Source organism: Nocardia sp. NPDC024068 (assembly GCF_040638875.1).
Classification (GTDB): Bacteria; Actinomycetota; Actinomycetes; order Mycobacteriales; family Mycobacteriaceae; genus Nocardia.
This window is the reverse complement of sequence record NZ_JBEZYU010000001.1, coordinates 296,783-312,591: the sequence shown is the minus strand read 5'-3', so window position 1 is coordinate 312,591 and position 15,809 is coordinate 296,783. Positions and strand designations below refer to the sequence as shown.

Below are 15,809 nucleotides of genomic sequence, written 5' to 3'. Positions count from 1 at the left end.
CTGCCGAACCGATCGCGATCATCGGCATGAGCTGCCGATACCCCGGCGGGGCCGACACTCCGGCACGGCTGTGGGACCTGGTCGCCTCCGGCACCGACGCGATCGGCCCTTTCCCCACCGACCGTGGCTGGGACCTCGAGCGGCTGTTCGACACCGATCCGGATACGCCCGGGACGGTGTACACCCGGGAGGGCGGTTTCCTCGACGCGGTCGGCGATTTCGACGCGGGATTCTTCGGAATCGGCCCGCGCGCGGCGGAGGCGATGGATCCGCAGCAGCGCCTGTTCCTGGAAGCCTCCTGGGAGGCATTGGAGGACGCGGGCATCGATCCGGGGTCCCTGCGGGACAGCGATACCGGCGTGTTCGCCGGGGTGATCCACCTGGATTACGGGCCCCGCGTCGGGTCACCCGGTCTGAGCGCCGAGTCCGAAGGTCACGCCTATCCGGGTGTTTCGGCCAGCGTCCTGTCCGGGCGGGTGTCGTTCACGTTCGGTTTCAAGGGTCCGGCACTGTCGGTGGACACCGCGTGCTCGTCCTCGTTGGTCGCCCTGCACCTCGCGTGTCAGGCATTGCGCCAGGGCGATACCTCGCTCGCTCTCGTCGGGGGCGTCACCGTGATGTCGGACCCCACTCAGCTCATCGGATTCGCCCGGCAACGCGGACTGTCCCCGGACGCCCGGTGCCGGGCCTTCTCGGCGACGGCGAACGGGACAGGATTCTCCGACGGCCTCGGCATGCTCGTGGTCGAACGACTGTCCGACGCGCGCCGGCACGGCCACCCTGTCCTCGCGGTCGTGCGCGGGACCGCGGTCAACCAGGACGGGACCAGTAGTCGCCTGACCGCACCGAACGGCCCCTCCCAGGAACAGGTGATCGCGCAGGCGCTGGCCAACGCGGGTCTGACGCCCGCCGACGTCGACGCGGTCGAGGCGCACGGCACCGGCACGCCCCTCGGCGACCCGATCGAGGCGCAGGCGTTGATCGCGGCCTACGGGCGCGGTCGGGCGGGCGATCCACTGCGGATCGGCTCACTGAAGTCGAATATCGGCCACACCTCCGCCGCGGCCGGTGTCGGCGGTGTGATCAAGATGGTGCAGGCGTTGCGGAACGAAATGCTGCCCGCGACATTGCATATCGATGCACCGACTCCGCAGGTGGACTGGTCGGCGGACACGGTGCGGCTGCTGACGGCGGCCGAGCCGTGGGCGGCGGGAGAGCGGGTGCGGCGCGCCGGGGTGTCCTCCTTCGGCGCCAGCGGGACCAACGCGCACGTCATCCTGGAGGAGGCGCCCGCGCCGGCGGAGGTCGCTGCCGATCCCGCGGACGAGGTCTCCGCCGGTGCGCAGGCGGTCGCGTCCGGTATCACCCCCATCCTGCTGTCGGCGAAGACCGAGGACGGGCTGCGCGCGCAGGCGGCCGCACTGCTGCGTTGGGTGCGCGAACGTAGCGACCTGACGGTCGGCGATATCGGCTATTCACTGGTGACCACCCGCGCCCGATTGGAATGGCGGGCCGCGGTGGTGGCCCGCGACCGGGACACGATGCTGGCAGGTCTGGCGGCTCTCGCGGAGCAGGGAACGGCGAGCGATGTCGGCACGGGCCGGGCAGTGACGCGCAAGGCGGCCTTCCTGTGCACCGGACAGGGCGCTCAGCGGCCCGGGATGGGAAGGGAGCTTCATGCGGCGTTCCCTGTATTCGCCAGGGCCTTGGACGAGGTCTGTGCGGAGTTGGACCCGCTGCTGGGTGATTCGCTCCGCCGGGTGATGTTCACCGGTGGGCCGGCCGACGGCGGTCCCGAGGATGCCGGCGCGCTGCATCGGACGGAGTTCACCCAGCCCGCGCTGTTCGCCTACGAAGTCGCGCTGTACCGGCTCCTGGAATCGTTCGGTGTCACGCCGGACATTCTGATCGGGCATTCGATCGGTGAGCTGACCGCCGCGTACCTCGCCGGTCTGTGGTCGCTGCCGGACGCGTGCCGGCTGGTCGCGGCGCGCGGCCGTCTCATGGGGCAACTGCCCGCCGGGGGCGCCATGCTGGCGATCGCGGCGAGCGAAGACGATATCTCCCAGGCGCTCGCCGGCCATCCGGGCCGGCTGTCCGTTGCCGCCGTGAACGCACCTGCGGCCGTGGTTGTTTCCGGTAGCGAGGAAGAAATCGCGGCGCTCGACGAAAAGTGCGCCGAGCACGGATGGAAGACCTCGCGGCTGCGGGTCTCACATGCGTTCCATTCCCACCGGATGGATCCGATGCTGGCGGATTTCGCCGAGGTCGCGCGGGCGGTGACCTACCATCGCCCGCAGATTCCACTGGTATCGAACCTCTCCGGCCGGATCGCCGGTGACGAAGTGCGGCAACCCGACTACTGGGTCCGGCAGGTACGCGAGACCGTACGGTTCGCCCGCGGTGTGGAGACCCTGGTTGCGGGGGGTGTTCGCAGATTCCTCGAAATCGGCCCCGATGCGGCGCTGACCTCGATGACCCGGCACTGTCTGCCCGACGATATCGAAGCGCAGTCGTCGGTGATGGCCGGTGCCCGCCGCGGGCGGGCCGAGGTCGAGCAGTTCGTGACCTGCCTGGCGCACGCCCATGCGGCCGGTATGGATATCGATTGGACGGTGCTGTTCGCAGGCCGCACGGTATCGCGCGTCCCGCTGCCCACCTATGCCTTCCAGCGCCGCCGCTACTGGCTCGAACCCGCCGCGGGTAGGGCCGGTGTCGAATCCGTGGGTCTGGGTGCGCTGGAGCATCCGCTGCTGGGTGCGGTGGTGTCGGCGCCGGCGTCGGGGGAGGTCCTGCTGACCGGCCGGCTGTCGATCGCGGCGCAGCCCTGGCTCGCCGACCACGTGATCGCCGGTTCGACGCTGTTGCCGGGCACCGGGTTCGCGGAGCTGGCCCTGCGGGCGGGAGCCGAAGCCGGCTGCCCGGTGATCGAGGAGCTGACGCTACAGGCGCCACTGATGCTGCCGCCGGCAGGTGGTGTGCAGGTCCAGGTCGTCGTCGGCGGGACCGGACACGAGTCCGGGCAGCGGCCGGTGTCCATCTACTCACGCGGTGAATACGACCGCGACGACGAATGGGTTCTGCATGCACGCGGTCTGCTGACCGTCGTGGGCCGCCCCGCGCCGCGGCAGGCGGACCCGCCCCCGGCCGGATCCCGGCCGGAGGCGTGGCCACCGGACCCGGCGACCGCGATCGATGTCGCCGCCGCGTACACGAGCCTGTTCGCCCGTGGTTACGAGTACGGTCCGGCCTTCCGCGGGGTGCGGGCGCTGTGGCGGTGCGGCCACGAGGTGTTCGCCGAGATCGCCGCGGACGCGGACACCGGGACGCGCGCCGAAGGCTTCGGGATCCATCCGGCACTGCTGGACGCCGCCCTGCACGCGGGGCAACTGGCCGGTGCGCTCGAAGCCGATACGGGACAACCGGAGTCGCCTTTCACGGTCGCGGCCGGGCAGGTGGCGCTGCCGTTCTCGTGGGAGTCGGTATCGCTGCACGGGGCGGAAAGTTCCGTCCTGCGTGTGCGGCTCACGCCGACCGGCTCGTCGGTGTCGGTTTCGGTGGCCGACGAATACGGGCAACCGGTTCTGTCGGGATCGGTGACGCCGCGGCCGATACCGCTCGAGCAACTCGTCGCGGCCCTACCGGGCGGTGCGGCCGATCCGGTCCTGGAACTCGTGTGGTCGCCCGCCGCCTCCGAGCCCGGCACGGTGCCTACGGAGGTGGGCCGTTGGGACGAGCTGGATCCGGAGGCGCAGGTACCACCGGTGGTGGTGGTCGAGGCCGGGGCCGGAGGGGACGACAGCATCGGCACCGGTGTGGTGAGCGCCACCCATACCGAGGTCACGCGAATCCTCGAGGTACTGCAGGCCTGGCGGTCCGAGGATCGGTTCACCTCCAGCACCCTGCTGATCGCCACCCGCGGCGCGGTCGCGCTGTCCGGCACCGGCTCGGCCGATCTCACCGATCTCGCCGGCGCGGCGGTGTGGGGTTTGGCGCGTAGCGCACAGACGGAGGATCCGGATCGGATCGTGCTGGTCGACACGGACACCGGCATCGACGAGCGACTCGCGGCCACCGTCCTGGCCGTGGGCGAACCCCAGGTGGTCGTGCGCGACGGCGTTGCCCACACCGCCCGGCTCACCCGGCCCGCGGTCGTGGCCCCCGCGGCGGAAGTGGACCGCCCCGGTTTCGGCGCGGGGACGGTGCTGATCACCGGCGGCACCGGAGGTTTGGGTGCGGTCGTGGCGCGGCACCTGGTGGCCGAGCACGGTGTGCGGTCGTTGGTGCTGGTCAGCCGCAGCGGCCCGCGGGCCGAGGGGGCCGCCGCGCTGTGCGCCGAGCTGGAACAGCTGGGCGCACAGGTTCGCGTGGTCGCCTGCGATGTCACCGACGCCGCCGCGCTGGCCGGTGCGGTGGCCGGGGTACCGGCACAGTGGCCGTTGACCGGCGTGATCCATGCCGCGGGTGTGCTCGACGACGGCACCCTCGCGTCGTTGACCCCGCGCCGGGTGGGCGCCGTGCTGGCGCCGAAAGTCGACGCCGCGTGGTATCTGCACGAGGCGACCGCGGAGCTGGATCTCGCGGCGTTCGTGGTGTTCTCGTCGGTTTCGGGCACCGTGGGCGGGCCCGGACAGGCCAACTACGCGGCCGCGAACACCTTCCTCGACGCGCTGGTGGCCCACCGGCGGGCGCGGGGGCTGGCCGGGCAGTCGCTGGCATGGGGTCCGTGGGCACGCTCGAGCGGTATGGCCGGACAGCTCGGTGCCGCTGATGTGGCCCGGATGGGTCGCGGCGGATTCGTCCCGATGCCGGATGAGCTGGCCCTGGCCGGGTGGCGTGCGGCGTTCGAACGGGACATGACACACGCGGTGATCACTGCCGTGGACACCGCCGCGTTGCGCGCTCAGGCCGAGACCGGGCTCCTGCCGCCGGTCCTGCGCGGCCTGGTGCCGGCGGTGGCCCGGCGCCCGGTGGCGACGCAGGCGACGGTACCGGTGCTGCGGCAACGGCTGGCAGGACTCGACGCCGACCGGCAGCGGCAGGCGGTCCTCGATATCGTGCGGACCCACGTCGCGGCCGTACTCGGTGACAAACGCGCCTCCACGATCGAAACGGACCGCGCGTTCCAGGACCTGGGCTTCGATTCCCTGAGCGCGGTCGAGCTGCGCAACCGGCTCAAGACCGCGACCGGACTGTCCTTGCCTGCCGCGGTGGTTTTCGACCACCCCACACCACAGGCGCTGGCCACCCATGTGGCCGGCGAGCTCACCGGCGCGCAGCGCGAGGTCGCGGTCACGACCACCACCGCCACCGACAGCGATCCGATCGTGATCGTCGGGATGGCCTGCCGGTATCCCGGTGGGGTCGGCTCGCCCGAGGACCTGTGGCAGCTGGTCGTGGACGGGATCGACGCGACGTCGGAGTTCCCGGTGAATCGTGGCTGGGATACCGGACGTCTCTACGATCCCACCGGCGAGACACCGAACAGCACCTACACGCGCGAGGGTGGCTTCCTGCACTCCGCCGGCGAATTCGATCCGGCGTTCTTCGGTATCAGTCCCAATGAGGCCGCGCTGATGGATCCGCAGCAGTTCCTGCTGCTGGAGACCTCGTGGGAGGCGCTGGAGCGGACCGGTGTGGATCCGGCGGCGCTGCGGGGCAGCTCGACCGGTGTGTTCACCGGCCTGATGTACCACGACTATCCGGTCAACGCGAATTCGGGATCCATTGTCTCCGGGCGGGTCTCGTACATACTCGGCCTCGAGGGCCCGGCCGTGTCGGTGGATACGGCGTGTTCGTCGTCGCTGGTCGCAATGCACTTGGCGGGTCAGTCCCTGCGGTCGGGGGAGTGTGATCTGGCGCTGGCCGGTGGTGTGGCGGTGATGGCTACGCCGGAGCCGTTCGTGGAGTTCAGTCGGCAGCGGGGGTTGTCGCCGGATGGCCGGTGCAGGTCGTTCGCCGACAGCGCCGATGGCGTCGGCTGGTCCGAAGGTGCGGGTGTGCTGGTGCTGGAGCGGTTGTCCGATGCCCGGCGCAATGGTCATGACGTGCTTGCGGTGGTTGCTGGTTCGGCGGTGAATCAGGATGGTGCGTCGAATGGTTTGACGGCGCCGAACGGTCCGTCGCAGCGGCGGGTGATCCGCCGAGCTCTCGCTAATGCGGGTGTGTCCCCGCTCGGGGTGGATGTGGTGGAGGGGCACGGCACCGGGACGACCTTGGGTGATCCGATCGAGGCCCAAGCCTTGCTGGCGACCTATGGGCAGGACCGAGACTCCGATCGGCCGCTGTGGTTGGGGTCGTTGAAGTCCAATATCGGCCATGCTCAAGCTGCCGCCGGCGTCGGTGGTGTGATCAAGATGGTGATGGCGATGCGGCACGGTGTGCTGCCGCGCACATTGCATGTGGACCAGCCGTCGACGAAGGTCGATTGGTCCGAAGGTCATATCCGGCTGTTGACCGAGCCGGTGGATTGGCCGGAGTCGGATCGTCCGCGGCGGGCGGGTGTGTCGTCGTTCGGTATCAGCGGCACCAACGCCCACATCATCATCGAACAGGCGCCCGCGACCGTTGCGACGACGCAACCGGCTCCGGACACGGTGTCGGTGGAGCCGACCGAGAACGTCCCGGCGTTGTTGCCGTGGGTGGTTTCGGCCCGGAGTAGTGCCGCTCTCGCCGACCAGGCGACTCGACTGATATCGCATGTGCGCGACCACGAGCCGATCGATATCGGCTTCTCGCTCGCGTCGACGCGTGCGGTGTTCGAGCACCGTGCGGTGGTCGTGGGCGAGGGTCGTGACGCTCTGCTGGCGGGTGTGCGGGCGCTTGCCGCGAGTGTGCGGGCGCCGGGTGTGGTGTCGGGTCGGGTGGTGCCGGGTTCGACGGGTGTGGTGTTCTCGGGTCAGGGTGCGCAGTGGGCGGGGATGGCGGCTGAGCTACGCGCTGCGTATCCGGTGTTCGCCGAGGTGTTCGACGGGATCGTTGCCGAGTTGGAGCCGTTGCTGGGGCAGCAGGTGTCGCTGAGCGTCGCATTGTCCGACGGTGACCTCGTCGACCGGACGGTGTTCGCGCAGGCGGGGTTGTTCGCGTTCGAGGTGGCGCTGTTCCGGCTGCTCGAATCGTGGGGTTTCCGGGCGGATGTCGTGGCGGGTCATTCGATCGGTGAGGTGGCTGCCGCGCATGTGGCCGGTGTGTTGTCGTTGCCGGACGCGTGTGTGCTTGTGGCGGCGCGTGGCCGGTTGATGCAGGCGTTGCCCGGGGGTGGGGTGATGGTCGCGGTCGGCGCTTCCGAGGCCGAGGTGCGTGCTCTGCTGGTGGACGGTGGTGTCTCGATCGCGGCGGTGAACGGTCCGTCATCGTTGGTGGTTTCCGGTGCCGAGGACGTGGTCGCCGCGGTGGCCGATCGCTGTGCCGAGCAAGGGTGGCGGACGCATCGTCTACGTGTTTCGCATGCCTTCCATTCGGTGCTGATGGAACCGATGCTCGCCGAATTCGCTTCGGCGATCGAGGGGTTGACCTTCGCTCGTCCGAGTATTCCACTGGTGTCGACGGTGACCGGCGCGGCTGTCACCGACGAGATGACCGATCCGTCCTACTGGGTCGGACAGGTTCGCGCGACTGTGCGCTTCGCCGATGCGGTCGCCGCGATGTCGAGTTCGGGTGCGGCCCGATTCGCCGAGGTGGGTCCCGACGCGGTGCTGACCCCGATGATCGCCCAGACGCTCCCCGGCGCGACCGCGGTCCCTGTGGCCCGGCGCGACCACGCCGATACCCCGGCTGTGGTGAACGCGGTCGCCGGCTTGTTCGTCTCCGGCGCCGAGGTGGACTGGGTCGCCTGCTACGCAGGTTCCGGAGCACGGCGCATCGACCTGCCCACCTACGCCTTCCAGCACGAGCGTTTCTGGCTCGATGCCAGGCAGATGCGGGCGCGCTCGTGGCTCGGCGCCGGATCGGGAGGCGTCACCGACGCCGGTCTCGACACGGTGGATCATCCGCTGCTGGGTGCGCTGGTGCCGCACCCGGATTCGGGTGGGGTGAGCTTCACGGGCCGCTGGTCGGTGGACTCCGTCGCATGGCTGGCCGACCACAGCGTCCTCGGTACAGTGCTGCTGCCGGGCACCGGATTCGTCGAACTGGCCTGCCACGTAGGCCGTCTCCTGGGCTGCGAGACAGTGGACGAGCTCGTCCTGCGGGCCCCCTTGACGTTGCCTGCCGAGGGCAGTGTCGCGGTGCAGGTCGCGGTGACCGCCTCCGACGAGACCGGTCGCCGACGGCTGCGTGTGCACTCCCGCCGGACGAGCGAGGGGTCATGGGTTACCCACGCCGAAGGCGTTCTCGCCCCGGGCGACGCCGTTGCTGATTTCGACCTCACCGCGTGGCCGCCCCACGACGCGCGGCCGTTGGATATCGACGGGGTATACGACGAACTGCTCGACATCGGGTATGGATACGGACCATCCTTTCAAGGGTTGCGGGAGGCATGGCAGCGCGGTGCGGAGCTGTTCGCCGAGGTCGCACTGCCGGAGGCGAAGGATGCCGACGGTTTCGGGATCCATCCCGCGCTGTTCGACGCGGCGTTGCATGCCGGGATAATTCACGGGCTTCGCGGCGGTGCCGAAGGCTCGCCGGCGCTGCCGTTCACCTGGAATCGAGTGGTGTTGCACTCGACAGGTGCCGCCGCGGTGCGGGTGCGCATCGAGCGTCATTCCGACAAGCTCGGCATCCGGATAGCCGACCAGCAGGGCCGCCCGGTGTTGTCGGTGGGCGGGTTGGTCTCCCGGCCAGTATCAGCCGAGGGCCTGAACGCGGACCGGGTTCCGGACGCGCTGTTCGGGGTGAACTGGGTCGCCGCCACGCCGTCGGCAGCGAACGCCGGGCCGGGCAGGGTGGCGGTACTCGGCACGGGGCGCAGCCGTGATGATCGAAATACCGACGGTGTGCGCGGCTACGACGACCTCGCGGCGCTGAGCGCCGATCTCGATGCTAGCCCGGAGTCGGTTGTACCCGACGTCGTCCTATTCGAATGCCCGCACTACGACGGTGCGCCGCCGGAGGCGGCGCGGCGGACAGCCGTCGATGTTCTCGACACCGTGCGCCAGTGGCTGGCCGACGGGCGCTTCGCCCGATCTCGATTGGTCATGCTGACCGAATACGCGGTGGCAGTGGATGATTCGGACGCGGTGAATCTCGCTCAGGCCCCGGTGTGGGGTCTGGTGCGTGCCGCGGAGGCCGAACACCCGGGCCGGTTCCAGCTGCTCGATCGGGACAATTCCGGCGACCGGGATGCGATCGACATCGCGACCGTAGCCGAGGGCATAGCGGCGGAGCCGGAGGCCGCGCTGCGTGGCACCGGAACTGTCGTACCGCGATTGACTCGTCACACACCCGGAACGGCTGTGCGGCTTCCGGAGCCGGGTACGGTACTGGTCACCGGTGGCACCGGTGGTCTGGGGGCGGTGATCGCCCGGCATCTGGTGTCCGAACACGGTGTGCGCCACCTGGTTCTGACGTCCCGGCGCGGACCGGACGCCCCCGGGGCAGCCGAACTTCGCACGGAGCTGACGGCGCTCGGTGCGCAGGTCACCGTCGCCGCGTGTGATGTGTCGGATCGGGACGCGACGGCGGCCCTGCTGGCTGCCGTACCGGCCGAGCATCCGCTGGTGGGTGTGGTGCATGCGGCCGGAATCGCGGACAACGGTGTGATCGAGTCGCTCACCGCGGACCGGATCGACCGGGTCTTCGGGCCCAAGGTCGACGCGGCATGGCATCTGCACGAACTCACGCGGGATCTGTCGCTGTCGTTGTTCGTGCTGGTGTCTTCGGCGGGCGGGCTGGTGCTGGCCGCCGGTCAGGCGAATTACGCCGCGGCGAACGTGTTCCTGGATTCGCTCGCCGCCTATCGTCACCGCCAGGGGCTGCCGGCGACCTCGGTCGACTACGGTCTGTGGGCACGGTCGACCGGGTTGGGGACCGACCTCTCCGATGCGGATTTCGATCGGATGCGCCGGCAGGGTTTCCCCCCACTGTCGGAGCCCGAGGGCCTGGCACTGTTCGACGCGGCGATAGCCACCGACACCGCGCAACTGGTGGCGTTGCGTGTCGATCCGGCCGCACTGCGGACTCGGGGCGAGCGCATTCCCGCCTTGCTACGGGCGATCGTGCCCGCCCCGGCTCGCCGGAACGGAACCGCCGCGGGCCGGGCATTTGCGCAGAGCCTCGCTGCTCTGTCGGAGGCCGATCGCCACAGCGCCCTGCTCGACCTGGTCCGCTCGGTCGCCGCCGAGATCCTCGGCCATACCTCGGCCGCCGTGGTGGAACCCCGGCAAGCTTTCCAGGAACTCGGTTTCGACTCGCTGAGCGCGGTCGAATTCCGCAACCGGCTCAATACCGCGACCGGGCTGGTCTTACCAGCCACCCTCGTCTTCGACTACCCCGATGCGCAGACCGTCGCCGAGTTCCTCGATGCGCACCTCACCGGCACCGGCGAGATCGGCGAGCGCGCTGTCGGCCGAGTCCGCGCCGGTGACGATCAGATCGCGGTCGTCGCGATGAGCTGCCGCTACCCCGGTGGCGTCACCTCGCCCGAAGACCTGTGGAACCTGGTCGCCTCTGGTACCGACACCACCGGCGATATGCCAACGGATCGAGGCTGGGATATCGACGGTATCTACGACCCGGAGCCCGGCAAGGCAGGGAAGACCTACACCCGCCACGGTGGATTTCTGTATTCGGCAGCCGACTTCGACGCCGATTTCTTCGGTATCAGCCCGAATGAGGCCACGATGATGGATCCGCAGCAGCGGTTGCTGCTGGAGGTGTCGTGGGAGGCGCTGGAACGCGCCGGGCTCGATCCCGCCGAACTGCGGGGTAGTCCGACCGGTGTGTTCACCGGCGTGATGTACCACGACTACGCGCGGGGAACGGGCACCGGAAGCAGCTCCGCGGGCAGCCTGGTCTCGGGGCGGGTGTCGTATGTGTTCGGTATGGAGGGCCCGTCGGTCACCGTCGATACGGCATGCTCGTCCTCGCTGGTCGCCATGCATCTGGCCGCGCAGTCGCTGCGGTCGGGGGAGTGCGATCTGGCGCTGGCCGGTGGCGTGGCCGTGATGGCCACCCCGGATATGTTCCTCGAGTTCGGCCGGCAGCGAGGTCTGTCGCCGGACGGCCGGTGTAAGTCGTTCTCCGACAACGCCGATGGTGTGGGCTGGTCCGAGGGGGCCGGTGTGCTGGTGCTGGAGCGGTTGTCCGATGCGCGGCGCAATGGTCATGCGGTGCTCGCGGTGCTCGCGGGTTCGGCGGTGAATCAGGATGGTGCGTCCAATGGTTTCAGTGCGCCGAACGGTCCGTCGCAGCGCCGGGTGATCCGCCAGGCTCTGGCGAACGCGGGAGTGGCCCCCGGCGAGGTCGATGTCGTCGAAGCACACGGAACGGGCACCACTCTCGGCGATCCGATCGAAGCCCAGGCTCTGCTGGCGACCTACGGCCGGGACCGCGCCGCGGATCGTCCGCTGTGGCTGGGATCGTTGAAGTCCAACATCGGACATGCCCAGGCGGCCGCGGGCGTGGGTGGTGTGATCAAGATGGTGATGGCCATGCGGCACGGGGTACTGCCGCCGACGCTCCATGCGGAGGAGCCCAGCACAAAAGTAGCGTGGTCCGAGGGGCAGGTGCGGCTACTGACCGAGGCCGTCGAGTGGCCCGAGGTGGGTCGTCCGCGGCGTGCGGGTGTGTCGTCGTTCGGTATCAGCGGCACCAACGCACACGTGGTTATCGAACAGGCTCCGGTGCCGGTGACGCCACCGAACTCGACCGTGGATGCGGTGCCGGCTGTCCTGCCGTGGGTGCTGTCGGCACGCAGCGGCGAGGCGCTTGCCGCTGCGGCCGCTCGCCTGGCGACGCATGTGGACGACCAGAGCGCGATCGATATCAGCTTCTCGCTGCTGTCGCGCAGTGTCTTCGAGCATCGCGCGGTGATCGTCGCGGACGACCGTGATGGTCTGCTGGCGGGTGTGCGGGCGGTGGCTGCCGGCGAGCAGGCGCCGGGTGTGGTGTCCGGTCGTGCGATATCGGGTTCGACGGGCATGGTGTTCTCGGGTCAGGGTGCGCAGTGGGCCGGGATGGCCGCCGAGTTGCACACCGGCTACCCGGTATTCGCCGAACACTTCGACGCGATCATTGCCGAGCTGGGACCCGCCCTGGGGCAGCTGGGGTCGCTCGAAGCGGCGCTGGCGAGTGATGATCTGGTGGATCGGACGGTGTTCGCGCAGGCAGGGTTGTTCGCGTTCGAGGTGGCGTTGTTCCGGCTGCTCGAATCGTGGGGGGTGCGGCCCGATGTGGTGGCGGGCCATTCGATCGGTGAGGTGGCCGCTGCGCATGTGGCCGGTGTGTTGTCGCTGGCGGATGCGTGTGTGCTGGTGGCGGCGCGCGGCCGGTTGATGCAGGCGTTGCCGACCGGTGGGGCGATGATCGCGGTCGGTGCCTCGGAAGCCGAGCTGGTGGGGTTGCTGGGCGATGGAGTGTCGATCGCCGCGGTGAACGGCCCGGCGTCGGTGGTGATCTCCGGCACCGAGAAGGATGTCGTCGCTGTGGCCGATCGGTGTACCGAGACCGGTTGGCGGACACATCGTTTACGTGTTTCACATGCGTTCCATTCGGCATTGATGGAGCCGATGCTGGTCGAGTTCGCCGCGGTGGTCGAGGGGCTGACGTTTGCTCGGCCGAACCTTTCCTTGGTGTCGACGGTGACCGGAGCGCGAGTCGCCGACGAGATGTCGGTTCCGTCGTACTGGGTGAATCAGGTCCGGGACACGGTGCGGTTCGCCGATGCGGTGACCACGATGGCGGCGCTGGGGGTGTCGAGGTTCGCCGAGGTCGGGCCCGATGCCGTGCTGACCCCGATGATCCATCGGATCGTCGACGACGAGCGGGCAGACGCGCCTTCGGCCGTGATCGCCCTGGCACGTCGAGAGCACGCCGATCCCGCGACGGTACTGGCCGGTGCGGCCGAGTTGTTCGTATCCGGCGCGGGCCTCGACCTGACCGCGCTGTACCGCGATACGGGTGCACAGCGCATCGATCTGCCCACCTACGCGTTCCAGCATCGTCCCTACTGGATGCTCGAAGGATCCGCCGGCAGTGGTGATGCCCGGTCGATGGGCTTGGTCGCTACCGGACACCCGCTGCTCTCGGCGGTGGTGTCACACCCGGACACCGGGGCCGCGATCCTGACCGGTCGCCTGTCGGTGCGGACACATCCCTGGATGGCCGATCACCGGGTGCTGGACACCGTGCTGTTCCCCGGCACCGGTGTGGTCGAACTGGCTCTGCACGCCGGCCGGCAAGTGGACTGTCCGACCCTGGACGACCTGGTCCTGCGGTCGCCACTGATATTGCCGGAAGCCGGCGGGGTCGCGGTGCGCGTGGCGGTCGACGGCGAGGACGAGACCGGTCGCCGCGCGGTGCGGATCTTCTCCTGTCCCGGCGATGCCGCCGATTCCGCGTGGGTTCTCAACGCCGAGGGCGTGCTCGCCCCGGAGGCACTGCCCGCCGCCGCCGCCCTCGTCGCGTGGCCGCCGGCCGGGGCGCGGCCGGTGGATATCGACGGTGTGTACGACGAGCTGCTCGACGCGGGGTACGGGTACGGTCCGTGCTTCCAGGGCCTGCAGGCGGCATGGCAACGCGGAACGGAGATCTTCGCCGAGGTCGCGTTGCCGGATCCGCGGGAGGCCGGGGGCTTCGGGTTGCACCCGGCGCTGCTCGACGCCGCTGTGCATGCGCTGCGCCCGGCCGGGTGGTACCCGGCCGCGGACGGGACCGGAATCGCGTTGCCGTTCGAATGGTCGGGGGTCACGATCCACGCGGCCGGGGCCGGCGCCTTGCGGGTCCGGCTGGCTCGCGTCGGCGAGAATACGGTGGCGCTGGACCTGGCGGATCCGACCGGTGCCCCGGTGGCGACCGTGCGGCAGCTGACTTCCCGGGCGATCGATCCCGCACAGCTGACGGCGGGCGTATCCGCCGTGGACAAGGCGATGTTCCAGGTCGAGTGGACACCGCTGGCGGTGCCGGACCACGAGCGCGCGGCGGCGGCGCAGGTGGATCCCGGTGCCGAGGTTCCGGCGGCGGTTGTGGTGGAGTGCGCGACGGGTAATGATCCCGCCACAATCCGTGCGGTGACTCACGACATGCTGGAGGTGCTCCGGTCCTGGGCCGCTGATCAGCGGTCCGGTGAGTCGGTGCTGGTGATCCGGACCCGTGGTGCGGTATCGGTCGCGGGGGAGGATATTACGAATTTGGCCGGTGCCGCGGTCGGTGGTCTGGTTCGTTCCGCGCAGGCGGAGAGTGCCGACCGCATCGTGTTGATCGACACCGATTCCCCGGACACCGGTGCCGACTCCGACGGGTTGCTCGGCGGAATTCTCGCTTCGGGAGAACCGCAGGCGGCCGTGCGGGGCGGTCGGGCGCACAGTGCGCGACTGGTCCGGGTGAGCCCCACCTCGGCGATCACTTCCCCGTCGGGCGCCGTCTTCGGTCCGGACGACACCGTCCTGATCACCGGTGCGAGCGGTTACCTCGGCGGGCTTCTCGCCCGGCACCTCGTCACCGCACGCGGCGTCCGGCACCTGCTGTTGCTGAGCCGGCGCGGTGAAGCCGCGCCGGGTGCCGCCGAGTTGCGGGCCGAGTTGCAGCGTCTCGGAGCCGATGCGGACCATATCGCCTGCGATGTCTCCGACCGCGCCGCGCTGGCCGCGGTACTGGCCGCTGTTCCGGCAGCACACCCCGTCGCCGGTGTGTTCCACACGGCCGGCGCGCTCGACGACGGCGCCATCACTTCGCTGACCGCGGACCGGATGGACGTGGTAATGCGGCCGAAGGTCGATGCGGCCCTGCACCTGCACGAACTGACAGCCGACCTGCCCTTGAAGGCGTTCGTTCTGTTCAGCTCGGCAGCCGGTGCGTTCGGCAACCCCGGTCAGGGGAACTACGCCGCGGCCAACGCCTGCTTGGACGCGCTGGCGTCACATCGCCGGGCTTCCGGGCGCTGCGCGCAGTCCCTCGCCTGGGGGCTGTGGAGCACGGAGGGCGGTATGGGCGCCGAGCTCAGCGATGTCGACCGGAGCCGCATGGCACGCTCGGGTATGTTGCCGTTGTCGCAGGAGCAGGGCCTGGCGTTGTTCGATGCCGCCGCCGAGATCGATACAGCGGCTCCGGTTCTCGCGCGACTGGATCGGGACGCTCTGCGCACCACGGGGTTCGCCGCCGCACTGCTGTCCGGCCTGTCCCCGGTACGTCGCGGCGCGGCGTCGAGTTCGGCCACGGCATTGCGTGCCCGGCTGGCGGAAACACCCGATGACGAACGCCTGGCAGTTCTCGTCGACGTCGTCCGCGGCCAGGTCGCGGCGGTGCTGGGGCATCAGCACGCGGTCGCGGCCGGCCGGGCCTTCAGCGAGCTGGGTTTCGACTCGATCTCCGCGATCGAGTTCCGCAACAACCTCACAACCATCACGGGTCTGCGGTTGCCGGTAACGCTGGTGTTCGACTACCCGAGCCCGCAAGCCCTGGCCGGATACCTGGCCGGCGAATTCACCGACCACAACCCCGACCGCTCGGGAGATCCGTCCGAGGACGAGATTCGCCGAGCCCTGCAGACGATCCCCCTCACCCGCTTGCGCGACGCGGGCCTGCTCGATGCCCTCATGACGCTGGCGAACGGCCGCGCCGACGCCGATCAGGGCATCACCGACGAATCGATCGACGAGCTGGATATCGACGACTTGATCGACCTGGCCTACCACAACTCAGAGGACTGAAAGAGC

1 protein-coding gene (cut by a window edge) is annotated in these 15,809 nt (G+C 69.7%); it reads left to right on the top strand.

The annotated features are described in order from the left end of the window. Window positions 1-15,803: the 3' portion of an SDR family NAD(P)-dependent oxidoreductase gene (locus AB0F41_RS01380; RefSeq protein WP_357420691.1), read on the top strand. It extends 109 nt beyond the left edge of the window; only the last 15,803 of its 15,912 coding nucleotides appear in the window; its start codon lies beyond the left edge, outside the window; its stop codon occupies window positions 15,801-15,803. Window positions 15,804-15,809: the final 6 nt, after the last annotated feature.